This is a genomic window from Paenibacillus sp. YIM B09110 (assembly GCF_037167145.1).
Classification (GTDB): Bacteria; Bacillota; Bacilli; order Paenibacillales; family Paenibacillaceae; genus Pristimantibacillus.
The window spans coordinates 118,263-140,308 of record NZ_JBANSP010000006.1; the positions used below are offsets into that span (position 1 = coordinate 118,263).

20 protein-coding genes are annotated in these 22,046 nt (G+C 50.3%); 7 read left to right on the forward strand and 13 right to left on the reverse strand.

What is annotated here, in order from left to right:
* Positions 1 to 28: 28 nt before the first annotated feature.
* The 3 genes from V8F51_RS11415 to V8F51_RS11425 all read right to left on the reverse strand — a co-directional run bounded on the left by V8F51_RS11415 (position 29) and on the right by V8F51_RS11425 (position 2,735).
* Positions 29 to 910 carry a hypothetical protein gene (locus V8F51_RS11415; RefSeq protein WP_337100352.1) on the reverse strand — a complete coding sequence of 294 codons (882 nt, stop codon included), beginning with the start codon at positions 908 to 910 and terminating at the stop codon, positions 29 to 31.
* Positions 911 to 1,012: 102 nt separating this feature from the next.
* Entirely contained in the window at positions 1,013 to 1,876 is an 864-nt protein-coding gene (locus V8F51_RS11420; RefSeq protein ID WP_337100353.1) for an ABC transporter permease, read from the reverse strand.
* Positions 1,877 to 1,919: 43 nt separating this feature from the next.
* Complete coding sequence (locus V8F51_RS11425) at positions 1,920 to 2,735, reverse strand: ABC transporter ATP-binding protein (protein ID WP_337100354.1); 816 nt, start codon at positions 2,733 to 2,735, stop codon at positions 1,920 to 1,922.
* A 290-nt stretch (positions 2,736 to 3,025) separates the two neighbouring features.
* Between V8F51_RS11425 and V8F51_RS11430 the strand changes: the two genes are divergently transcribed.
* Both V8F51_RS11430 and V8F51_RS11435 read left to right on the forward strand, forming a co-directional pair.
* Positions 3,026 to 3,487 carry a hypothetical protein gene (locus tag V8F51_RS11430; RefSeq protein WP_337100355.1) on the forward strand — a complete coding sequence of 154 codons (462 nt, stop codon included), beginning with the start codon at positions 3,026 to 3,028 and terminating at the stop codon, positions 3,485 to 3,487.
* Positions 3,488 to 3,707: 220 nt separating this feature from the next.
* Positions 3,708 to 6,863, forward strand: a complete 3,156-nt coding sequence (locus V8F51_RS11435; RefSeq protein WP_337100356.1) for an alpha-mannosidase — start codon at positions 3,708 to 3,710, stop codon at positions 6,861 to 6,863.
* A 46-nt stretch (positions 6,864 to 6,909) separates the two neighbouring features.
* Here the strand turns inward: V8F51_RS11435 and V8F51_RS11440 are convergent, their stop codons facing one another.
* A complete protein-coding gene (locus V8F51_RS11440) occupies positions 6,910 to 7,398 on the reverse strand; it encodes a MarR family winged helix-turn-helix transcriptional regulator (protein WP_337100357.1) in 489 nt (162 codons plus the stop codon).
* 87 nt (positions 7,399 to 7,485) lie between these two features.
* On the opposite strand from V8F51_RS11440, the gene V8F51_RS11445 reads away from it, so the two are divergent.
* Positions 7,486 to 8,073, forward strand: a complete 588-nt coding sequence (locus tag V8F51_RS11445; RefSeq protein ID WP_337100358.1) for an NAD(P)H-dependent oxidoreductase — start codon at positions 7,486 to 7,488, stop codon at positions 8,071 to 8,073.
* 79 nt (positions 8,074 to 8,152) lie between these two features.
* Here V8F51_RS11445 and V8F51_RS11450 read toward each other — a convergent pair whose 3' ends face one another.
* Positions 8,153 to 9,571 carry an NAD(P)/FAD-dependent oxidoreductase gene (locus tag V8F51_RS11450; RefSeq protein WP_337100359.1) on the reverse strand — a complete coding sequence of 473 codons (1,419 nt, stop codon included), beginning with the start codon at positions 9,569 to 9,571 and terminating at the stop codon, positions 8,153 to 8,155.
* A gap of 373 nt (positions 9,572 to 9,944) precedes the next feature.
* Here V8F51_RS11450 and V8F51_RS11455 point away from each other — a divergent pair, with 373 nt between their 5' ends.
* From V8F51_RS11455 to V8F51_RS11465, 3 genes are read left to right on the forward strand one after another with little or no spacing between them, the layout of a single operon-like run.
* Complete coding sequence (locus V8F51_RS11455; protein ID WP_337100360.1) at positions 9,945 to 11,558, forward strand: FAD-binding protein; 1,614 nt, start codon at positions 9,945 to 9,947, stop codon at positions 11,556 to 11,558.
* The gene (locus V8F51_RS11460) at positions 11,555 to 11,872 is read left to right on the forward strand and encodes a ferredoxin family protein (RefSeq protein WP_337100361.1); all 318 of its coding nucleotides are present in this window, start codon (positions 11,555 to 11,557) and stop codon (positions 11,870 to 11,872) included. The genes V8F51_RS11455 and V8F51_RS11460 overlap by 4 nt, the downstream gene beginning before the upstream one ends.
* Before the next feature lie 46 nt (positions 11,873 to 11,918).
* A complete protein-coding gene (locus V8F51_RS11465; RefSeq protein WP_337100362.1) occupies positions 11,919 to 13,232 on the forward strand; it encodes an ABC transporter substrate-binding protein in 1,314 nt (437 codons plus the stop codon).
* Between the two features lie 129 nt (positions 13,233 to 13,361).
* Here the strand turns inward: V8F51_RS11465 and V8F51_RS11470 are convergent, their stop codons facing one another.
* The 3 genes from V8F51_RS11470 to V8F51_RS11480 all read right to left on the reverse strand — a co-directional run bounded on the left by V8F51_RS11470 (position 13,362) and on the right by V8F51_RS11480 (position 15,992).
* A complete protein-coding gene (locus V8F51_RS11470; RefSeq protein ID WP_337100363.1) occupies positions 13,362 to 14,141 on the reverse strand; it encodes a hypothetical protein in 780 nt (259 codons plus the stop codon).
* Positions 14,142 to 14,536: 395 nt separating this feature from the next.
* A complete protein-coding gene (locus tag V8F51_RS11475; RefSeq protein ID WP_337100364.1) occupies positions 14,537 to 15,376 on the reverse strand; it encodes an SDR family oxidoreductase in 840 nt (279 codons plus the stop codon).
* Between the two features lie 25 nt (positions 15,377 to 15,401).
* Positions 15,402 to 15,992, reverse strand: coding sequence for a Crp/Fnr family transcriptional regulator (locus V8F51_RS11480; protein WP_337100365.1), 591 nt, complete (start codon positions 15,990 to 15,992; stop codon positions 15,402 to 15,404).
* Positions 15,993 to 16,310: 318 nt separating this feature from the next.
* Between V8F51_RS11480 and V8F51_RS11485 the strand changes: the two genes are divergently transcribed.
* Positions 16,311 to 17,717, forward strand: coding sequence for a GNAT family N-acetyltransferase (locus V8F51_RS11485; protein WP_337100366.1), 1,407 nt, complete (start codon positions 16,311 to 16,313; stop codon positions 17,715 to 17,717).
* 45 nt (positions 17,718 to 17,762) lie between these two features.
* Here the strand turns inward: V8F51_RS11485 and V8F51_RS11490 are convergent, their stop codons facing one another.
* From V8F51_RS11490 to V8F51_RS11510, 5 genes are all read right to left on the reverse strand, one after another.
* The gene (locus V8F51_RS11490) at positions 17,763 to 18,851 is read right to left on the reverse strand and encodes a serine hydrolase domain-containing protein (RefSeq protein WP_337100367.1); all 1,089 of its coding nucleotides are present in this window, start codon (positions 18,849 to 18,851) and stop codon (positions 17,763 to 17,765) included.
* A 407-nt stretch (positions 18,852 to 19,258) separates the two neighbouring features.
* Positions 19,259 to 19,600, reverse strand: a complete 342-nt coding sequence (locus V8F51_RS11495; protein ID WP_337100368.1) for a DUF1801 domain-containing protein — start codon at positions 19,598 to 19,600, stop codon at positions 19,259 to 19,261.
* A 36-nt stretch (positions 19,601 to 19,636) separates the two neighbouring features.
* On the reverse strand, positions 19,637 to 20,059 hold the full coding sequence (locus tag V8F51_RS11500) for a VOC family protein (protein WP_337100369.1): 423 nt from the start codon (positions 20,057 to 20,059) through the stop codon (positions 19,637 to 19,639).
* Between the two features lie 90 nt (positions 20,060 to 20,149).
* Positions 20,150 to 21,400 (reverse strand): RNA polymerase sigma factor, encoded by a 1,251-nt coding sequence (locus tag V8F51_RS11505; RefSeq protein ID WP_337100370.1) that lies wholly within the window; start codon positions 21,398 to 21,400, stop codon positions 20,150 to 20,152.
* Positions 21,400 to 21,831, reverse strand: a complete 432-nt coding sequence (locus V8F51_RS11510; protein WP_337100372.1) for a YciI family protein — start codon at positions 21,829 to 21,831, stop codon at positions 21,400 to 21,402. Before V8F51_RS11510 ends, V8F51_RS11505 begins: the two co-directional genes overlap by 1 nt.
* Between the last annotated feature and the right edge of the window lie 215 nt (positions 21,832 to 22,046).

Sequence of the window (22,046 nt, forward strand, 5' to 3'; positions counted from 1 at the left end):
TCCCTCTTCCGTTATAAGGTGTTTATGATTAGGTGAAACGGAGTTCCTTCCACTCGGAGCGGCACGGATGGCCGATCGTGTAATACATCGTTCGACCCGTTATATCCCACAGCAGTCCGCTCATCGTTTCATGCGGCTCAGCCGCATTCGACCGCCCCTTCACCAATCCATGCGCGCATATGCTGCCCGGCTCATCTCCCGCTCCCCGGTGCATCGATACAAGCAGCTTCAAGCGATCAATGACTTCGGCAGAAGTGATATCCCCCTCATCCCGCTTCAGCTCGGCGAGCACACCTTCCGCTTGCTCCAGTCGTTGCTCGCGATCCTTGCGTGTCGTTTCCGCCATGCGTCCCTGTTCCTCCTGGAACAATAGAAAGGATTGATTGCTTCGTGCAACGTAGCCCGTATCGGATGCATCCTGCAGCGCCACCTTGCCTCTGCAGTGCTCGAAAACATAGATAAAACCGCTGGCGTCAGCGATCACATGATTACCGCCAACCGGCGCGATAACATCGCCAAAGGCTTGCTCGAACATCTGCCTCGCTCCCGGAGCGTCGGCACATTTGCTAAGCGCCTCAGCTTGCACGATACCTCGCAAATCCCCACCCCAATGCGGGTTTCCCATCACCGCTGGCGCGGGAGACGACTCCGAAGGTGTTTGCGCATCATGACCATTCTCTACATAATCAAAATAAGAGCTAATAAGCGTTAGTCCAGCTCTGTTCATCCCGGCATTCACGCCTTGCTGCGGTACAAGGCCGTAAGCTAACGAATCAAAGCCGCCCGGCCTGTTCAACTGGCCATGCCAGAAGCCCGTCCACGGCGAATCGGAGGTTTTGAAGCCAAAGACGCGCCTCTTGCCGTCATTACCGTTGATAACAATCGCACCAGTCGTACACATTGCAGTCACCTTTTTTCCACTAAAATGAGAATCAGAGCATAAATACATAAGAGAGCAGACTTATGTTAGTCGACATAAGACCACTCTCTCTTAAGGAAGGCAATGTTAATGCTAGGACTTCATCGCCGATTCATGCCACGAGCTGAGCAGTCGATTCGATAGCGCATTAACAAGCAAATAGAACACAATGCCGAGAAGCGACGCCGAGAGGCCGCAAGCAAATAAATATGGCGTCTGCAACCGTGTTGCCGCAATCGTAATGCCATAACCAAGCCCGCCGTTACCTCCGCCGATTCCCGCAATATATTCGCCAACAATGGCGCCGACAACCGCGAGCGAACAGGATATTTTCAGACCCGCCAATATATACGGAAGCGCCGCAGGAATACGAAGGCGAATGATCGTTTGCAGCCTCGATGCGTTGTATAGGTGAAACAGGTTTTTCATATTCGTATCGGTCGAGTTCAGACCAATGAGCGTATTCGATAGAATCGGGAAAAAACTAATGACAAAAGCAATCATAACGATGGCATTAACCCCTGCGCCGAGCCAAATCACGATGATCGGCGCAATCGCAACAACCGGGATTGTCTGAAGGATGATCGCGTAGGGATAGAAGCTTTTTTCAATCAGCTTCGACAATGACAATAAAATGGCCGATACGATACCGAGTACGACGCTGATCGCAAATCCCAGCACGGACTCCAGCACTGTCGTCGAAACCGAAGACAGAAGATTGCCCCAATTATCCTTCGCCGCGACGAACACATCCGACGGCTTTGGCAGCAGGTACGAAGGTGTGCCTGCGAGCGATACGATCAATTCCCATGCACCAATGGCAACGATAAATACAACGATTGGCGGAGCCATCTGCAGCAAGAGACGAATCACAGGTTTCTCTCTCCATGTTCCGTTACCGGTGTCCACAGACTGTTCCGGCGGAGAGCTCGATAGGTACGATTCATTAGCAGCCATAGTCATTCATACTCCTCTCCGGATCTGGAATCATGATGTACGATTAATGCTTAAGCGCAGCCGATACTTGGCGAATATATTCCACGAACTCCGGCGTCGTTCTATATTCTTCATTTCTCTCGAAGGAGCTTGGAATTTCGATAATATCGGATATTTTGCCGGGTCTTGGCGTCATGACGACAACTCTGGAAGACAACGCCACGGCTTCGAACACGTTATGCGTAATAAACAGCACCGTCATCGACTTCTCTTGCTTCCAAATACTCAACAGCTCGTCCTGCAATGTCTGACGCGTAATCTCATCCAGCGCGCCGAACGGCTCATCCATAAGCAACAGCTTCGGTCTCGAGATAAGCGCCCTTGCAATCGACACACGCATTTTCATGCCTCCAGAAAGCTCGCGCGGCAGAACCTTCATGTGGTCTTTCAACCCAACAAGCTCCAACACTCTCTCGCCTTCAGCTTGTCTCTCTTTTTTCGATATGCCTTGCAGCGTTAAAGGGAGCGTCACATTCGAGATTAAGTTCGTCCAAGGCAACAGCGTATGCTCCTGAAACACGAATGAAATATCGTTATGCCTAAGAGCCTCCTTCGGCGTCGTCCCCATAACGGTTAACCTACCTTCCGTTGGAGCCGTTAGGCCGGCAATCATATTGAATATGGTAGACTTGCCGCAGCCGGATGGTCCTACGAAGCATAGAAACTCGCCCTCGCCTACTCTTAAGCTTGCTTGCTGCACCGCGACAGTTCCGTTCGGGTACTTTTTCCCTACATGCTGCAGCTCGACAAGCAGCGGACTTGCCGATCCACTATGAAGACGATTATTCACAACGCTTAGCTCCTCATGCACGATCCCCATCTCTGTCAACCTCCCGTCAAAATCACTCTCGATCTTCCTACGCATCGTTCGCTAATCGCAACTATATGTTATGTATTATAACATCAATAGTAGAGTTAGACACTTTCAAACGGGGAATAACTATGATTTTTATAATTGGATTGTGGGATTATACAAAAAAAGAGTGAGTTCGAGCATGTGAATGGGGATGTATGTGATGTTATATGACACATATTTTATACGAGGTAGAATCGCAACAATAACGTCTAGTTGGCGTCAAACCTATTAACTAACTTTTGGAGGTTCTATCTATGCAGTTAAGAGGGCTTGTCATCGCCTGCGCCTTATCTATTGTACTAAGCGGTTGCAGTATGAACGAGGATCAAACGAATACGAATGCGGATACGAACCAAGCAACAGCACCGCAAGTCACACAGAAGAGTTCCACGGAGCAGGCCACTGGTTTCGATGAAGTTCAGGCGGTAGCGGCTGTGCTTAAAGAGATGCCTGAATTCCCCGAAGCCGGACAAGCCAAGCAAATAGAGGTCGCGGCGGGAGGCAAAGAGCCCGGCACGAAGGTGAAGGGAACGCTCGCCACTACCGTGGCCGCCTCGTCCAATGCCGGCACCTATACAGTAACGCTCACCAAAAACTTGGAGTACACCATCAATGACGAGAAGCTTCGCGGCTACTGGATCTATGAAGTAACACCCGAGGAGACTCGCCTCGTCGAGAGCAACGACAACACAAGTCTCATCGAGACCGTAAAATAACCATGGTCTACCTCTACACCCCGCAATCGCCAATACTCCCATTGAAAGTTTGTTTTTCCCTCATATCCGACTGCCGAGCTACAGCTTATACTAATCGTAATTTGTAGCAGCGAATTCCCCATCGGTGTTACTAACATCCATGGCCGCCACGTTTACTGGCGGCCTGTCTGTTGTTCGTCCATTGGCCATTCACAATCCGTCATGAAGGAGCTATCCGCACATGATCCATCCAAACCACAGAGGCAAAACATTAGGTAAGCTGAAGAAGCTAGACGAAGTATATACCTCCCTTATATTCAAAAAAATCGGCGAGGTAGCGGTCGACTATTTCGAAACGGCCGAGCATCGATACGAGGTTCCCGGCGACCGCGAGAATTGGCAGCCTGCCGGCAGCAATCAGTCATGGGGACAGGAATGGAGCTCCGCATGGTTCAAGGGCAGCTACACTATCCCTCATGAGCTCAGCGGACAAAAGCTGTTCATTGCCGCGAACACTGACGGCGTCGAGACGTTCTTCTGGGTAAACGGCAAGCCTAGCGGCATCTACACCCACAAACATGAAGCCGCCAATCGCGGCAATCATCATACGCTGCTGCTAACCGATGACGCTCAAGCTGACACTGCCTTCGAGCTAGCCTTCGAGGCATATGCCGGACATCCGTGCGTAGGAACACAGCCGTACCAGGTGAGCGAGGCCAACTTTTCCGGCCAGCAGCGCTATAATCGAATTTTCCATTCAATTGACGTAATGGTTCGGCGCAACGATGTGAAAGACTTCGTATTCGATCTGCGCACCTTGCTTCAAGTCGCAAGCTCCGGCGCAGTCGATCCTTTCCGCAAAGCCAAGATCGAGAACGCATTGCTCGAGCTATTTCCGCTCCTTACACAATCACCGGACGAAGTGTCCGAGGAACTGTGGCGACCGCAACTGCTCGAAGCAAGAGCGATAATGAAGCCTTTACTCGAGCAGCCAACTAGCAGCTCCGCGCCTACGACGGGTATAATCGGCCATTCCCACATGGATACCGCTTGGTTATGGACACGCGACGAGACGATTCGCAAGTGCGCGCGAACTTACGCAAATGTTCTTAGTCTCATGGAGCAATATCCCGAGTACAAATTCATCCAAAGCTCCGCCTTCCATGCCGAGCTCATGCGCAGACATTATCCCGATATATTTAGCGGGATGAAGCAAAGGATCGCCGAAGGACGTTGGGAAATCAACGGCGGCGTATGGATCGAATGCGACTGTAATCTCGTATCAGGCGAATCGCTCGTTCGTCAGTTTCTTGTTGGTCAACGTTATACAAGAGAACACTTCGGCTATACAGCGGACAGCTTCTGGCTGCCCGATACATTCGGTTACAGCGCGGCGATTCCTCAGATTATGAATAGCGCCAGCGTACGCTACTTCTTAACGACCAAGTTGTCTTGGAACGATACGAACCATTTCCCTTACGATACCTTCTACTGGCAAGGACTCGATGGAACGAAGGTGCTTACCCACTTCAATACGATCCATTGCTGGCCGGATGCCGAGACCCTTATTGACCGAGTATATGCGAATCATAACGCCATCGCGCACAAGCACGTGAACGACAGCCGACTGGTCTCCTACGGCTTCGGCGACGGGGGCGGCGGTCCGCAATACGAAATGATAGAAATGGCAAGGCGCGTCTCCGACTTGGAAGGCGTTCCCCGCAGCGAACATATGACAGCTAGCGAATTCATGCAGCAATTGGAGGAGAACGCGGTTAACCCGCCGCTCCACGTGGGCGAGCTTTACTTCGAGGGACATCGCGGCACGCTTACGCAGATGCACCAGATTAAGCGTAACAACCGCAAGGCCGAACTCGCATTGCGCGACTTGGAGCTGTTCGAAAGCATCACTGCGGTCCATGACGGCTCAGCGCCGGATCGCCCAAGACTCAAACAACTGTACGAGCTTTTGCTCATCAACCAGTTCCATGATATTTTGCCGGGCACATCGATTCCCGAAGTGCATGACCGCGCCATCCAAGAGGTCGGAGAGGTTATCGCTTCCGCTGAAGCCGCATCAACCTCCCTCCTATGCCGTTCCATTAATACGAAGGAGAATGCCGTAACCGCATGGAATACGCTGAGCTGGGATCGTAACGACATCATTGCCGTGAAGGGCATTGCGCCAAACCTATATCCATCGGATCCATCGTTGTTAAGCCAGCGCATTATCGATGCTTACGGCAACGAGAAGCTGCTTATCGGCTGCGCCACCGTACCGGCGATGGGGTCGCTGCTCATACCGCTGAGCACGGGCCATCCATCCGATGCAGCTTCCAGTCCATTCCGTTATGACGAGGCAGCGCAGCAATTAGAAACGCCGCATGCAATCGTACGCTTCGACGCTAGCGGCTATATCGAATCCTTTTATGACAAGTCTGCAAAAAGGGAACTGCGAGGCGCGGGACATCCCCTCGGCGCATTGCTAATGGGCGAAGACCTTCCCGGCGCTTGGGATAACTGGGACATCGACCGCGATATTGAAGGCAAGCTGAAGCTTCAGACAGGACTCGTCTCACGCAGCATCGCAGCGGACGGCCCTTTGCAATTCCGCATTAGCAGCGAGTATCGGATCGGATACAAATCCGCCTTGAAGCAGCAGCTCGTATTCCACGCGAATACCGCCAAAGTCGACTTCGAGACCGTAATCGACTGGCAGGAGCAGCATCAACTGCTCAAAGCAGGTTTCGAGGTCGCGGTGCTCGCCCACCAAGCTAGACATGAGGTTCAATACGGACATGTTGAGCGTCCGACGCATACGAACACTCCTTATAATCAAGGCATGTTCGAGGTTTGCGCACACAAGTGGACGGATCTCTCCGAGAATCGTTACGGCGTCGCTCTCCTGAACGATTGCAAATACGGCATCTCGGTTCACGGATCGGATATGCGCCTCACCCTTCACAAGGGCGGCACCCACCCCGATCCGCGCGGTGACGCAGGCGTCCATGCCGTCACCTATTCGTTCCTGCCGCATGCAGCAGGATTCAGCGCCGAATCCGTCATACGACCGGCATACGAGCTGAACGTGCCGACGCTCGCGAACCAAGGAGCCGCGCCGAGATCCGGCGACTCCTTCTTGTCCGTCGACGCTACGAATATTATTATCGAAGCGGTCAAACCGGCCGAAGACGACGATGCCATCATCGTCAGACTTTACGAGGCGGAACGTTCAGCCGTATCCGGCGCAACATTAACTTTCGGCACCGCACCAGTACGCGTAGCTGCTGCCAACATACTGGAGGAAGAGCTGTTAGACCTGCCGATCATCGACGGCCATTCCGTCTCGCTCGACTTCCGCGCCTTCGAAATCAAGACGTTGAAAGTCTATTTCTAAACAAAGAAGCAGAGCATCGGCGATTTACTTCCCGCCTGCTCTGCTTCTATTGTTCAACCCGAAAGATCGTCATTCTCAACAAGTCCATCGCGTTAGACAGCTGCCCCAACTCTTCGCCGGACAACCCCCGAACGCGTTCGCCCATCCAATCCTCCATGTGAGCAAAAGCATTACCCATCAGCTTCTCGCCTTGTTCCGACAGACGAACATACTGCTTCCTCTTGTCATCATCCGCTTCGTACTTCACGCACAATGATTTGTCGCTTAGCTTCTTAAGCTCGCGACTCGTATTGGGCATGGACATATCCTTGCACTCGCTAATTTCGCTAACCGTTACCGGTTGCGATACCGCTATAAATTCAAGGATTCCGTACTGGGCAGGCGTTATGTCTTCTATTGAAACACCCTTCGTTACATCATGCTTCATCTGGTGAACATCCGTGATGAACGCAACTAATTGTTGAAACAACATCTTCTTATCGACTTCTTGCGCCACTTCGAAATCACCTCTTACTGCGTACAATATCAAAATCATTGTCATAAAACAATTATCATTTGACAACTATCAGTCCCATATGTTACCTTTTTATTATCATATGATAACTATTGAGGTGATCAGTCCATGAAAACATTAATCATTTATACCCATCCCAATCATGAGAGCTTAAGCTACGCTTTTCTCCAAAAGACGCTTGCGGGCATTGGCGATAACCCAATAATCGAGGACGTTCAAGTACTGGATCTTTATGCGGAAAATTTCAATCCCGTCCTCGTCTTCAATGCGAACAAACGCAGACGCGACATGCACGCCGACCCGGCATTAGCCAGGTATAGGGAGCAACTGCTATGGGCAGATAAAATCGTGTTCGTCTATCCGATCTGGTGGGGACGGCCTCCTGCCATGCTGCTCGGTTTCATTGATCAAATGTTCGCTTCCGGCTTTGCCTATCGGGATACGGGAGGGCTTCTGCCCGAAGGCTTACTGAAAGGAAAGTCAGTCGTATGCATCTCCACCATGAAAGGACCGGCCTTCTATCCGCTTTATTGGCTGGGCAACTCGCACAAGATTCTCATGAGAAAAGCGCTGTTCCAATATGTCGGCATCAAAAAAGTGAAGTTTTTCGAATTTGGCAGCATGGAGAGCGCGAAAGGACGGCACGAGCAGAAGTTGAACAAGGTGTATCACTATTTCAGATCGTTAACTTCCTAGCAACTCCTTATTGAACAATAGCCGGAGCCAACAAAAAGCAGCCGCTGCTCCGAAGAGCAACGGCCGCTTAACGTGTTTATTATACATTCTGAGGCAGGGCGCCTACGAACTCCTGCTCTTTGTATGTGAAGTAATCTTCCAATATCGTCCCACGATCGTCGAGGAACAGCTGCTCCGCTACCGAAGATGCCACCTTCGGCACCCCGAACCGCATGCCCGACAATGCGGAAGCCGAAACTCCGAAGCTGATGAGCGCGGAGTAGCTGAAGGTGAACAGGCCATGCAGCAGTTTCTCCCCCTCTTCACTCCGGCTTGTGAAAGCGAAGCCGGGGCTCAAGTAAGGATGCGCATCCAGAACCGCACTCGCCACCTCCGCAGGCGCTTCATATCGATCGCCCCAACGGGCAATGTGCCGCTCCACCAGCTTCAATTCCGGACGATAAGCCGGATCCGTCAGCAGCCCTGTGCTAATAATAAGAAAATCAAATGAGTGCTTGCCTTGCGGCGTCGTTACGATCGCTTGATCTCCGGATTCCTCAACAGCCAACCAAGGCGCTCCGAGATGCATGCGGAATCCCGGCCATGACGCCGCCCTCTCGAACGTATCGTTTGTCGGCGGCTGGTTATGCTTGAAGAAATGCGCCATAACCTCGTATTTATCGCAATCCTCGAGCGCCGCGAACCGCTCGATCATGCCCGATCCTTCCATCTGACGGATTGGATTAATTCGCGGAAGCTCCTTGCGGCGTACAAATACATGTACTTCTCCGGCACCTTCGGCGAGCGCGAAGTTGGCGTTATCAAATGCCGATGCGCCGCCTCCAAGTACAGCAATCTTCTTCCCTTTAAGCGCTTCGAAGTCAATTCGAGCCGATGTATGCGCGTAAAGCGTCGGCGGCAGGTTCTCCGAGATCATCTCCGGCACATGCCATTCGCCTCCGCCTTGGATTCCTGTCGCAAGAATTACTTTTCTAGCAAGCAGCGTATCCGATATGGCACCGATTCCCTCAACATGAAGCTGGTGTATACGGTCCTCCACTGGCTCTATTAATCGAAGCTTAACTTCATTAACGACAGGCAAACCAAGCGTTTTGCGATACCAGCGCAAGTAATTCATCCAGTCGCCGCGCGGGATCTTATCCACCTTCGCCCAACCTTCTACCCCATGCTGTGCTTCCCACCAAGATCGGAACGTCAACGAAGGAACACCCAGATCAACGGATGTCAGATGCTTCGGCGTACGAAGCGTCATCATACGCGCATAGGTTTCCCATGGCCCTTCATAGCCTTCCGGGTTTTCATCGATCACCAATATATTAGATACGCGTTCGCGCAATAACGCGAAGGCGATACTTAAGCCGCTCTGCCCGCCGCCAACAATGACAACATCATACACATGCCCTTCCGAGTGACTGCGTGATCGCACCCAGTTCGGACCTCCATAAGCGAGATAAGATAGATCGGTTGCTACTCGTTCATTTAATGCTTCCAGACTCATATCATCACACCTTTCTTCTGGCTGCCACCCTACACTCAACCGACAACATTCGCTCACCAACAACTATGTTATGTTTTCGAACACGTTGTGTTACGTTGATGTTTATTCTATCTTATCTAGCTCGTCTTTGAAAGATTCCATACAATTTTCATAATCATGCATAAAATTAACGTGTTTTATTGTTCATCATGACCATATGCTCCCTCCTCGAAAAAAGGGGTTGACGACTTTAGGAAAGGAGCATATGATAATTCCAAATCCGATAACATACATTGGAATAGTATTAATTGTTCACCAGGCTACTGGAAACAATCACTTTGTTGATTGCTTCCGGCGGCCTTTTTTTATGACTAATTTTCAGGAGGAATGAATAATGAGCGAAGCAATCAGCAGCCGAATAGGGTTGGAGATTAAGGCGGACGTACTCGTAATCGGTGGAGGTCCGGCCGGTGCTTGGGCCGCGATCTCTGCTGCAAATTCTGGAGCTAGCGTCGTGCTGGCCGATAAAGGGTTTTGCGGATCTAGCGGCGCGACCGCCCCTTCCGGCACTGGCGTGTGGTATATCCAGCCGGATACCCAGCTCCGTACCGAAGCCAAGCTAAGCCGATACGAGCTTGGCGGCAGGTTGGCCGAGAACGCTTGGATGGACAGAGTGCTGAACAAGGCGTTCGAGCGAATGAACAGTCTCGCCGTATGGGGTTACCCGTATCCGGAGAGCGACGATGGAACGGTGCATGTTAGAGGGCTGCAAGGTCCGGAATATATGCGGCTAATGCGAAAGCTTGCGCTTAAAGCCGGCGTGAAAATATTGGATCATAGTCCCGCTCTCGAACTGCTCGCAGACGAGCATGGTGTCGGAGGCGCAAGAGGTATCCGGACGCAGACGAACGAGCCATGGAGCGTGCGCTCAGGCGCGGTCGTCATCGCTACCGGCGGCTGCGCTTTCCTCAGCAAAGCGCTCGGCTGCAATGTCCTCACCGGTGACGGTTACCTGCTGGCCGCGGAAGCCGGCTCATCGTTCTCGGGTATGGAATTTTCCAACGCCTACGCCATCGCGCCAACCTTCTCCTCCGTTACGAAAACAGCTTATTACCGCTATGCTTCGTTTTATTACGAAGATGGCACGGTCGTGGAAGGCGCCGGCTCCCAGCGCGGTCGCTCGATCATCGCGAAGAACCTGCTTCAGGGAAAGCAGGTCTACGCAAGGCTCGACCAAGCCCCCGAAGATATTAAACCCGCGCTGCGAGTCGGCCAGACGAACTTCTTCCTTCCGTTCGATCGCCTTGGAATCGATCCTTTCACGGATATGTTCCCCGTCACCTTGCGTCTTGAAGGTACCGTGCGCGGCACCGGGGGCATACGCATTGCGAACGAGTCATGCGCAACCGACGTGCCCGGACTATATGCGGCCGGCGATGCGGCGACGCGCGAATTAATATGCGGCGGCTTCACAGGCGGCGGAAGCCATAACGCGGCTTGGGCGATGTCCTCTGGCTCTTTCGCCGGGCAAGGCGCTGCCGAATATGCCTTGCAGCTTGGTGCGGCGGCACATACAAGGAGCGTTGCAGGCTTATCTTCCACAACGTTGACGAATCAGAGTACGGATTCCTCCGCTGCCGCCGCTAAGCTGTCTGAACGCATTGAAGCCATACAGGCGGAGACTCACCCCTACGACAAAAATCTATTCCGTACCGAGCAAGGACTCACTTCCTCTCTCGAACGTCTGGATCACTTGTGGAAGGAAATTCGGAGCGAGCCGATCACCTTGAACACCTCCGCTTACAAAGCACGCGAGGTTGCAGCCATGACGGCCACGGCGCGGCTCATGTACCGTTCTGCCAAGGAGCGCACGGAAACAAGGGGCATGCATAAACGCGCAGACTTCCCCGCCCTCGACCCTAATCAGCGATACCGGCTAATCAGCAGCGGCTTGGACGAGATCAAGGTCAGAACAGAGCAAGTATCAGAGGAGGCTGTATCGGTGTGATCGAGATCGTAAGTGAATCCAAATGCATCGAGTGCAATCTCTGCGTATCCGTTTGTCCGACGAATGTTTTTGACCGCGTGGAAGGCGGTATTCCCATTATCGCAAGACAGAGCGACTGCCAGACCTGCTTCATGTGCGAACTTTATTGCCCTGCCGATGCGCTATATGTGTCACCGGATGCCGAGGAGAAATCCGTTCTGTCCGAAACAGAGCTGGAGAGCAAAGGGCTTATCGGCAGCTACCGCGAGCAAATAGGCTGGGGACCGGGGCGTACCCCAATTACCAAACATCCTCTCATGCTTCGCAGAGGTTAACCCTCTATTTTTCACTCTAGAGAAGAAAGAAGGCTGGCGTTGATCTATGAGAAAACGTTCGTTATTGATTCTAATTTTGCTTATCCTCTCCCTTTCTCTGGCAGCCTGCGGTCAGGACTCCGATGGCACGGAAGAGCCAGCGTCCAGCGAGAAGCCGGTCACCTTGAAGTTCTATGTCAGCGGTTTAACCTTCACCGACACTGAATTCAATACGATGATCGCCGAACCGGTTAAGAAGAAATTCCCTCATATTACGCTGGAGAAAGTCGTCACGCCGGAAGGGCAAAAAATCGATAATCTAGTGTCGGCCGGCACCGTTCCCGATATTATCTACGCAAGCGCTGGAAGCTACTACAACTTCAAGCGTCTTGGCATTCTACAAAGTCTTGACGAATACGTCGACAAATACAAGCTAGACCTAAACCGCATTAAACCGGACATTTTAAACTCCATCAAGGCTTACGCCGAGGACGGCGAAATTTATACGATACCGTTTAACTCGAACGAAACGATTCTGTATTACAACAAGGATATTTTCGATAAATTCGGAGTCCCTTACCCGCCAGATGAACAGATAACATGGGAAGAAGCGCTTGCGATCGGCCAGCAGCTAACCCAGACGAAGGACGGCGTCAATTACATCGGGCTTGAAGTTGCCGCAGGTCCGGCGTACATACAGAGCAGCCTCGCTTTAGGCACTCTTGATCCGAAGACGGGAAAAGCAATCGTGAACACGCCGGAGTGGGAGAAAGCTTTCACCTTTCTCAAGAAAACGTTCGAGGTAAGCGGCTACATTCAAGGCGACACCTACTTGTACAATAAGGATGCGTTTCTGAAGGATCAGATTTTGGCGATGCGCCCCACCTATCTGGCTAATATGGTCGGACCGCTCGAAGAGCTGCGCAAGCAAGGAGAGATTATTAATTGGGACATTGCCCCCGTCCCCAACTTCAAGGAGGCGCTCGGCACGTCGAAGGAAGTCAATATTCACTCGCTCTTCATCTCGAAGACGAGCGAACATAAGGATGAGGCATTCCAGGTGCTGAACTATATTTTATCGGATGAGGTTCAGCGTGTTCTATCCCGGAATGGCCGTGTGCCGTCAATCGTGAATCCCGAGCTGGAGAAGGAGTTTGGTGCTGATATCGAGGCGCTGAAAGGAAAGAAGATCGAAAATATTTTCAAAGCGAAAAGCGTTCAACTCCACGCACCGCATGAATTCGAAGGCGACGTCAGCAAGTTTGTGACCGAGGCTGCTAAAGAGCTTGCGTTATCCGGCATAGACGTTAATACCGCCCTTCGCACGTTGGAGGAGAAAATCAACCAAGAAGTAGAGCGACTCGAGAAAACAACGAAATAAGAGGAAAGGTCGATCGTTTGACGGTCGGCCTTTTTTTTCTTTTCAAGTGGACACGCCTGCATTAGACAGAAAAAGTGGTCGGCCAGGAATGATATCCTGTCCAACCACTTTTACGACTAAAACGCTAACCTACTCCAAGTAGCTATAGTACTCTAAAATATCAACTATATCTTGTTTTTGTTCTTTAGATATAGTGTAGTCAGTAATTTGGTTAGAAATATCTTCGAATCTAACAATGACATCTTCTGTGCTCGCAACCACATTATCAAGCAATTTCTGAGTGTTCTTATTTACATCAATATCAACCAGTTCCGTCATACCAGCACCTAAGAGGTCAACATCATTCGACTTCTCCAGCAGATTGAATTTAAGTTCTTCCAACTCTTCACCTGCTCTTACCTTAATGCTAGTAAATACAAACAGTGCTTTCGAAGCATCTTCCTGATAACCTACACGCAAATACATATATTTACCAGATTTATTAACACCGATATATGGATAAAATACCAGTCCCTTGTCTAGTTCTGAAACAGGAGAAATGAAGGAAATCTTCTCCACTTTATCTTCTTTAATTTCGAATTTGGCTTCAAGCGCAGTTTTCTTCTCTTTGATTTTTGCCTCAATATCTGTCTTAAGCTTAGTATACTCGGCATTTTCTTCAATTTTAATAGCTTTATCTACTGCTGTAATCGCATCAATGTATTTACCTTGTCCTAGCAATGCTTGAGCTTCAGCAAACAATTCTTCATGCTTTTGAGATGCGTTTGCTCCCGTGGTCTTAGAATCGCTGTTATTGGCTGTCTCTGGTGGCGAGTCGCTTAACAAAGCTCCAATTATACCAATCAAGATAAAAACACCGACAATAATCAAAATAATAACTAGACAGCCCGGTCTTTTTTTTGCCTTCACGTTTCACTCAACCCCCTAAAATGTACAAACATATGATTTAATAGTAACATTTTCCTGCATCTCTATCAACTAATAACGACTTAGTATTACAAATTTTGTGCTTGGTTTTTCATTCCATTACACTAAACCTCTTATAACGTGTCGATTCATGTAATATTTTAGCATATACAAAGTTAAATTGTTACATCTATATCAAATATACGATTTGTTGACATAATAATAGTTCACATATACACGATCACAACCCACTAATAGTGAGGCCGCTAAAAAAGCCCTTTAATCAAAGAAGGTACCGTTCCTCAAATACATTGAGGGAGCAGTACCTTCTTTGCTGTATAATCAATGCGACCTTATTGTGCCAAAGGATAATATGCTGCGCCAGATTGACATTCATTTTACAAACCGTGCTTCATAATCCGATAGGCCACCTTAGGCATAAAACGATGCAAATAATAAAGCAGCTTTGTCTTGCCTACATGCAGCACAAGGCGCCCCCTGACCACTCCCGCTATCATCTGATCAGCGAAAGCATCGGCACTAATCTTGCCTTTGCCTCTTCCTCGCACCATATCCGTGTCCACAAGCGGAGGCAGCACATCAAATACGTGTATCGATGATTGCTCCAACTGATACCTAAGCGATCTAGTAAAAGTAGAAACAGCAGCTTTGGTTGCACAATAAATCGCCGCCCCGGATTTCGGAGCGATCGCCAGTCCCGACGACAAGTTAATGATGGCCGCTTCCGAGCGCAATGACAGCATAGGAATCAACAACGAGCATAACCTAACAACCGCTACAAAGTTGATCTCCAGTTCTTGATGAATAGCATCCAGGGAAGGTGGATCCTGATCGAAGCGCGCATGGTATTGAATACCCGCATTATTAATTAGCACAGATAGCTCCGGATGCTCCTCTTTCAGCCATGCCGCAAGCGATAAGCGCTGCTCCTCCACGCTAATATCGCACGCAAAGGCAACCAGCTCCGGAATAGCTCTCCGGGCTGCTTCAAGCTTGCTCGCATCTCGCCCGATGATAATCACTTTATTACTCATACGAACAAGCTTCTTCGCAACCGCGAAGCCGATCCCCGAAGCCCCGCCCGTGATCAATACCGTATGTCCCGTCATCCTCATTCCGTTCACTCCCTCATCATTCATGCGTACACAACTGCTGTCGTCCTCCGACGGCGTTAAGCAATCATATCGCAGTGAAATATGAGCTAATTGTAGCTTCACACGAAGCGAGCTTCATTAACATAGGTTAAGTTTTGGATTGATTGACGATTCGGCTTAGCGAAACCGGACTAATACCCAAATAGGAAGCAATAAAATACTGAGGAATGCGCGCTTCGAGTCCTGGATACTTCATCTTAAACGCTTCCAGCCGCTCTGCCGCGCTCAAGTAAAGCAACTCCCGCTCTCGTTCTTCTTTCTTCTTGTATAACTGCTCCACGCTATGACGCAAGAACCTTTCCCAATGACGGCTCCGGTCCACCAGTTCCAACAGCAGCGTATATGGAATTTCAATGACGAGCGCTTCCTCCAGCGCCTGTATAGAGAAATAGGAAGGCTCGCCGCTAATCATTGCCCCATAAGATGTAACGATATCCCCCTCTAAAGCGAAGCTCTTCGTGAACTCCTTACCATCGTCCAACGTATAGAAAAATCGAAATAAACCCTTTATGCAGAAGTATGCGCAATGAACCGTTTCCCCTGCCCGCACTGCAAAATAGTCCCGTTTCAATTTTCTGACCATCGTCCGCTTCACGAATATCTCCCAATCCTGGTCAGGAACGGCTAATGGCCCCATCAGCTTTTTCAAAGCGTCATACTCTTCCTGATTTTTTTCCACAAAGTTCACCCCGCTTAATCGCGTATGGTTGTTGCAAATTCACTGATATAAAAGATTCGGTTTCCTAAGCCTACCTCCTGCGGACGGTAACATTCGCTTTAATCTGAATTGTACCTTGATGTCATGAGGCAAACTGACTGACAATGTGTAACGAGGGAATGAGTACAAACGACAACCGCAGTTCCAGTCGCCTCCCTACAATAACTTGAAGGAGTGATGGTGTTTGAACAAGATCCATAATAGACAAGAGCCAATGAGAGGTCGTATGGCGCAATCGTAAAATACACCTCTCATTAGGCAATGGGAGGCAAGCAGGCAATGATGTATTTAAAAAACATGATTCGGGGTACGGTAAGCCCTATTCCGTCCGAGCAATTGCTTGAATTATGGGAGCACGATGCAGGTACGCTGAAGTTTTGGAGAGCTAGCAGCAACTTTGTTTATACTTTCGAACGCAGCGGAACACGATATTTCCTCCGTTTTATCCACGAGGAAGATAATACGCCCCAGCAAATCGAGGCCGAGCTTGATTTCATCCTTTATTTGATCGCCCAAGGTTATCCGGCCGCCGCCCCGGTCCGTTCAAAGAACGGGCATTGGTTGGAGACTATATCGACCGAGCATGGGCGTTATTTCGGAACGGTATTCGAACAGGCCAAAGGCTCGCATATCCCCCTCGAGCAAATGTCCGATGATCACCTGACTAGCTGGGGAAAGGCTCTAGCGTCGCTGCATCATTTATCCGAAACGTACCGTCCAGACACAAACTCGCGCAAGAGCTGGGACGATGCTCTGCATTTCATTTCATCGGTCTTGCAGCGTTACCCCGAAGAGACCGCGATTAAGCATGAGCTCTCAAGCTTGCGCGAACAACTCCAAGCGCTGCCAAACGGCGTGGGACATACCGGACTTATTCACTATGATTTCGAGACCGATAATATGTTTTATTCGTCTGATGAGGCGCTTTATTACGCCATTGATTTCGATGACGCGATGGTTCATTGGTTCATGATGGACGTGGCGTCCGCTGTATCCGATCTACTCGAACAAGATAGCGAAGAAGCAAAACAACAATTAGCATTGTTCCTTGCTGGATACAGATCAATTAAACCATTGGACGAATTTTATATAGAACGAATTCCCCTGTTTCAGAAGTTCTCCGATCTCTATTCATTTGCCAGGCTGCTGCGCAGCATCGAGGGAATGGACGAAGCGAGATCACCCGAATGGGCCACTGCGCTGAGAGATAAGCTGTTGCGGATATGCGGTCAAATTCGCGACAGATATCGCCCGGCAGTCAGACTCGCCCCGATCGACCATAGCAATTGGTACGCCTGCTCCTCGCTCGAGGTAACAGAAGAACAGCGAAGCGTATTCCCCAGCCCCGCCGTCTATTGGCTAGCAGAATCCGCTTATTGCGGATTTACTCCGCTGGCTATTTATGCGGGCGAACAATTAATCGGCTTTACCGTTTATGCCGTTGATCCTGACGATGGCGCTTACTGGATTATGGCTTATATGATCGATCACAACTATCAAAATAAGCGCTTCGGAAAAGCCGGTATGCTTGAGCTCATTCATTATATAAAAGAGAAGCACGGTTGCAGCAGCATCACGCTCGGACATCGCCAAAGCAACGAGCGGGCAGCCCGCCTATATGCATCTCTCGGATTCGTTATCGCCGACCAGTCCGAGCAAGAAATCATCCGCAAGCTGCAACTATAATGCCTGACAACCGCCGAGCAATCGGCGGTTGTCTCGTTCCTCGGCCTAAATAATTGGCCAGTCATACACCTTGCTCACTTCTCTAATGACTTCACCGACTAACGATTCATCCTGATGCTTCCCCGGTTCAGCGTTCATCATGACGACAATACCGCTCTTAAGACTCGGAAATGATACCATCTTGCATTGATACCCGACGCCCCAACCTTGCGAAAAGAAGCAAGGCGTACCAGCGGCATCGGGAAGAAAAACGCCTAGGCCCACTCCCGGCGCCGGACCATAACTCGTCAACATTGATCGCGCAAGATCAGGGCGCAATATTGACGCAACACTTCCTTCCCAAGCGCGAATAATCTCCAAGGTCAACGCAGCGAATTCAGCTGGCGTCGTCCATAGGCCTGCCCCCGACAGATTGGGATAGTGCCACTTCTTCCCCTTAACTAGGCAGCCGTTCTTGTCATGCCCTGCTGCTACATTCTCCATAAAACGCGCATTAATATAATCTCCATCTACTGTTTGGCCATCCCAAAATAAGGTACGCTTTAATCCCAGCGGTTCTATAACCAGACTGTTCATTGCACATGAGAATGACTCGCCCGTTATGTCCTCAATGAGTTGCTCCAGAACGGTATAGCCGGCATCCGAATAAGAGAAACGACTATTCGGTACTTGTCTTATCTCTACAGGATCCGAATTATACGCTGTATGTCCCGATAGCAGCTGTTTTGGCGATGGAAGGTCATCCTCCCCATTATGAACATCGAAGCTTCCGTCAGGATCTACGATACCCGCGTGGTGAGCAAGCAGACTCGCTACAGTTACCTTCTCCTGGTTCGTATACGCATTGTCAGGAACCCGCCACGATGTCAAAAACCGATTGACGTCAGACTCTGCATCAAGCAACCCGTCCTGCACTAATCTCAGCACTCCTATTGCCGTCACCATTTTGCTCATTGAGCATGCATGAAAGAGGCTGTCCTCATCGATCGGCCGAAGCCCTCCCGCTTCCAATACGCCCCAACTCTCCGACCACTCCACATAACCGTCTCGAATGACCGCTACTCCAATGCCCGGAACGTTACTCCGCCTCATTCGGTCTTCCAGCTTCAGCAGTTGCCCATCATGCCGTCCCACAGAATCATCCCCTTCCCCAGTACACTGATTGGAACATATGTTCCTATAATTATACCAATGATTGGAAAGGTAATCAATATTCTTACACTGCGATATGGAGACTGAAGCTAAAGGAAATGGAGGCTGTCGATTAACTGTGACTAACCAATATTTGTACGATATATCGTATAAACCAATCTTACGGATAGGTCAAATCAAGGTTTTTGATCGAAAAATCGTATAAAATCATTGAGTGCGTAGATGGATTGACCACTTTTGTATGATAAATCGTATGAGTTTTTACAGATTACATCTTGTTTAACTGGCCTTGTGTGAAAAATCGTATAAATTGAGATCAATAAAAAGGGCTGTCCCAAACGAACATGCCTTAAGACCATGTTCGTTCAGGACAGCCCCTTCGTTTCACTCTATAATGATGAGGAAGCCTCTCTTACAAGCGGAATTAGTAAGTCAGCATCTACAGATTGGCCGCGCTTAAGCTTGATCGTCTTGCGTTCAGGCGGACCTTCGAATAGCCCCTCTGGCAGCGTTAGACCCGTCGTGTTGAAAATAATGAAACTTACCGCATCCTTCGACGTCGATATAGCGGCTGCGTACTTGCCGTTTTTGAGAAAATGCGGCTTCTTATATTGAATACGCAACTGAACATCCGGAATAGCGCGATGAACAACATCGCGCAGCGCCGCGCTAAGCTCAGCGTGCCACGACTCTGGCAATGCTTCAATAAAATCGGTTACTTCTTGATTCATTTCTTCATTCTCCTCCGTTATCGTTAGTCACGCGTCTTATCTCGTCTCGTTCACGATCATCCAAGTTACGCCGAATTTGTCCTGCAGCTCTCCGTATGAAGCGCCCCACGGTTGCTTCTCGAGAGGATACTTCACGACTCCGCCCTCGCTCAGCTTGGCGAAAGCTCCCTTTGCTTCGGCTTCGCTCTCAAAGCTTAGCGATAGGCTCAAGCTTCTGCTGCCTGCCACCGGCTCGAAGGAATCAGACATGAACAGCGTGTTGCCGCCTGCAACCGACATAGCCAAATGCATCACCTTGTCCTTGAATGCCTCTGGAATACCAGGCGTGTGGGCATGCGTCATGACAGATATGACCTCTCCCCCAAGCGCTTGAATGTAGAACTCCGCTTGCGTTCTTGCGTCCTCCGACATTAGGTAAGGGGTTAGCAGTACGTTCATTTTCTCATCAACCTTTCTCATTTCATAGTAGTAGGTATTTCGCTTTCTACTAAGACGACGAATGGAAAGGATTGAAATCGACACGCTTCACAAAAAAATATTTCGACTCGGCTAACCGCATTCCACGGCACGTCTCAACAACAGCTTGCGTTCGCGTTCATTGCGCGTCAGCGAGGCAGCTATCTCGAATTGCTCGCGCGCCTCGGCAGCTCGTCCCAGCTTGAAGAGCAAATCTCCTCTTACGCTCGGCAGCAAATAATAGGTCGCAAGTGCAGGCTCCGCGGCAAGTTCCTCGACCAGCTGCAGTCCGAACGCAGGGCCAAAAGCCATAGCAATCGCAACCGCTCGGTTCAACTCCACAATCGCAGACGGCTGGACGCGCGACAACGCTTCGTAGAGAGCGGCAATGCGTACCCAATCGGTATTTGCAGCGACCGTCGCCTGGGCATGACATGCAGAGATTGAAGCTTGAAGCGTATAAGGACCAAGCAGTCCTCCAAACGCCCGGGCTCGCTCCAGCGCCGCTAAGCCGCGACGGATCAACAGATGATCCCACTTCGCACGGTTCTGATCCATTAGAAGGATAGGCTCGCCGCCCGTGCCTACGCGGGTTCTGAATCTGGAGGATTGCAGCTCCATAAGCGCGACAAGCCCATGAACCTCCGACTCGCCCGGTGCGATCTCAGCGAGGATACGACCAAGCCTCAGCGCCTCGAGACATAAGGTAGGACGAAGCCACTCGCTTCCCGATGTCGCCGAATAACCCTCGTTGAACATTAAATAGATAACTTCTAGAACTGCCGCCAGACGTTCCTTCAGCGCTTCACCAGCCGGAGCCTCGAACCCGACCCGCTCCGCGCTTAATGTTTTTTTCGCTCGAACGATTCGCTGTGCCACCGTAGGCTCGGGAACGAGAAAGGCTCGCGCAATTTCATCAGTCGTTAGTCCGCCAAGCAGCCGCAATGTAAGGGCGACCCGCGCCTCTTGTGACAATACAGGATGACAGGAAGTAAAAATAAGACGAAGAAGGTCGTCGCCGACCTCTCCATCCATAGCTTTGTTCACATCATCCTCGGAATACAGCTCGCTTCCGCGTCCGATCTCTTCATATTTTTGATCCCGCAGTTTACTTCTGCGGAGGTTATCAATTGCTCGCCGTTTCGCTGTAGTCATGAGCCAAGCACCGGGATTATCGGGAATTCCCGACACAGGCCACTTCTCCAGCGCAATCACAAGAGCATCCTGAGCCAAGTCTTCGGCGAGGCCGACATCGCGAACCATTCGCGCCAATCCAGCGATAAGCCTCGCCGATTCGATGCGCCAGATTGCGTCTATCGTGCGCCCCGCCAAAGAATCGGTCATTATGGTTTAGTCCTCTCAATCTGATCGCGAAGCGCAAGCTCCTTGGCCAAAGTCTCCGGATCTTCCATCAGATCATGCAGATCGATGACCTGCCTAAGCTCGATCTGACCTTCGCCGAAGCCGTGCGGATCCGGCATCCGAAGCGCCCATTCGATCGCTTCCTCCTTCGACTTCACCTCGATCAGCGTATAACCGGCAATAATCTCCTTCGCTTCCGTGAACGGCCCGTCCGTTATTTTCGGCTTGCCGCCCGGCTCCGGATACGAGATGCGAATACCGCCCGAGCTCGCATGGAGTCCATCTGCCGCAAGCAGTACACCGGCCTTGACCAGCTCCTCGTTATAGCGCTGCATAGCCTCGATAAGCTCTTGGCTGGGCATTGCGCCTGCCTCTGAATCTTTACTTGCTTTGACAATCATCATAAATCGCATGATTCATAACCTACTCTCGATATAATGTGAGGCATCATTACTCTATCAGCCTCCATATAGACGACGAACAGATTGACTCGGAATCGACAACCTCAGTTGCAAGATCCGACTTATATTCTTCTTCATAATACTGGATAATCACATAGGATGCACCATCACCCCTATGAAATAAAAACAAAAGAAGACCGCGGTAGCGCACCTATTGGCTGCCCTAC

What these genes read in the sequence shown, in the direction of transcription:
- V8F51_RS11435 (WP_337100356.1), top strand. Translation starts at nt 3,708, where the DNA reads ATGATCCATCCAAACCACAGAGGCAAAACATTAGGTAAGCTGAAGAAG.
- V8F51_RS11450 (WP_337100359.1), bottom strand. Translation starts at nt 9,571, where the DNA reads ATGAGTCTGGAAGCATTAAATGAACGAGTAGCAACCGATCTATCTTAT.
- V8F51_RS11420 (WP_337100353.1), bottom strand. Translation starts at nt 1,876, where the DNA reads ATGGCTGCTAATGAATCGTACCTATCGAGCTCTCCGCCGGAACAGTCT.
- V8F51_RS11485 (WP_337100366.1), top strand. Translation starts at nt 16,311, where the DNA reads ATGATGTATTTAAAAAACATGATTCGGGGTACGGTAAGCCCTATTCCG.
- V8F51_RS11440 (WP_337100357.1), bottom strand. Translation starts at nt 7,398, where the DNA reads ATGATTTTGATATTGTACGCAGTAAGAGGTGATTTCGAAGTGGCGCAA.
- V8F51_RS11495 (WP_337100368.1), bottom strand. Translation starts at nt 19,600, where the DNA reads ATGAATCAAGAAGTAACCGATTTTATTGAAGCATTGCCAGAGTCGTGG.
- V8F51_RS11430 (WP_337100355.1), top strand. Translation starts at nt 3,026, where the DNA reads ATGCAGTTAAGAGGGCTTGTCATCGCCTGCGCCTTATCTATTGTACTA.
- V8F51_RS11505 (WP_337100370.1), bottom strand. Translation starts at nt 21,400, where the DNA reads ATGACCGATTCTTTGGCGGGGCGCACGATAGACGCAATCTGGCGCATC.
- V8F51_RS11510 (WP_337100372.1), bottom strand. Translation starts at nt 21,831, where the DNA reads ATGCGATTTATGATGATTGTCAAAGCAAGTAAAGATTCAGAGGCAGGC.
- V8F51_RS11465 (WP_337100362.1), top strand. Translation starts at nt 11,919, where the DNA reads ATGAGAAAACGTTCGTTATTGATTCTAATTTTGCTTATCCTCTCCCTT.
- V8F51_RS11445 (WP_337100358.1), top strand. Translation starts at nt 7,486, where the DNA reads ATGAAAACATTAATCATTTATACCCATCCCAATCATGAGAGCTTAAGC.
- V8F51_RS11500 (WP_337100369.1), bottom strand. Translation starts at nt 20,059, where the DNA reads ATGAGAAAGGTTGATGAGAAAATGAACGTACTGCTAACCCCTTACCTA.
- V8F51_RS11425 (WP_337100354.1), bottom strand. Translation starts at nt 2,735, where the DNA reads ATGGGGATCGTGCATGAGGAGCTAAGCGTTGTGAATAATCGTCTTCAT.
- V8F51_RS11455 (WP_337100360.1), top strand. Translation starts at nt 9,945, where the DNA reads ATGAGCGAAGCAATCAGCAGCCGAATAGGGTTGGAGATTAAGGCGGAC.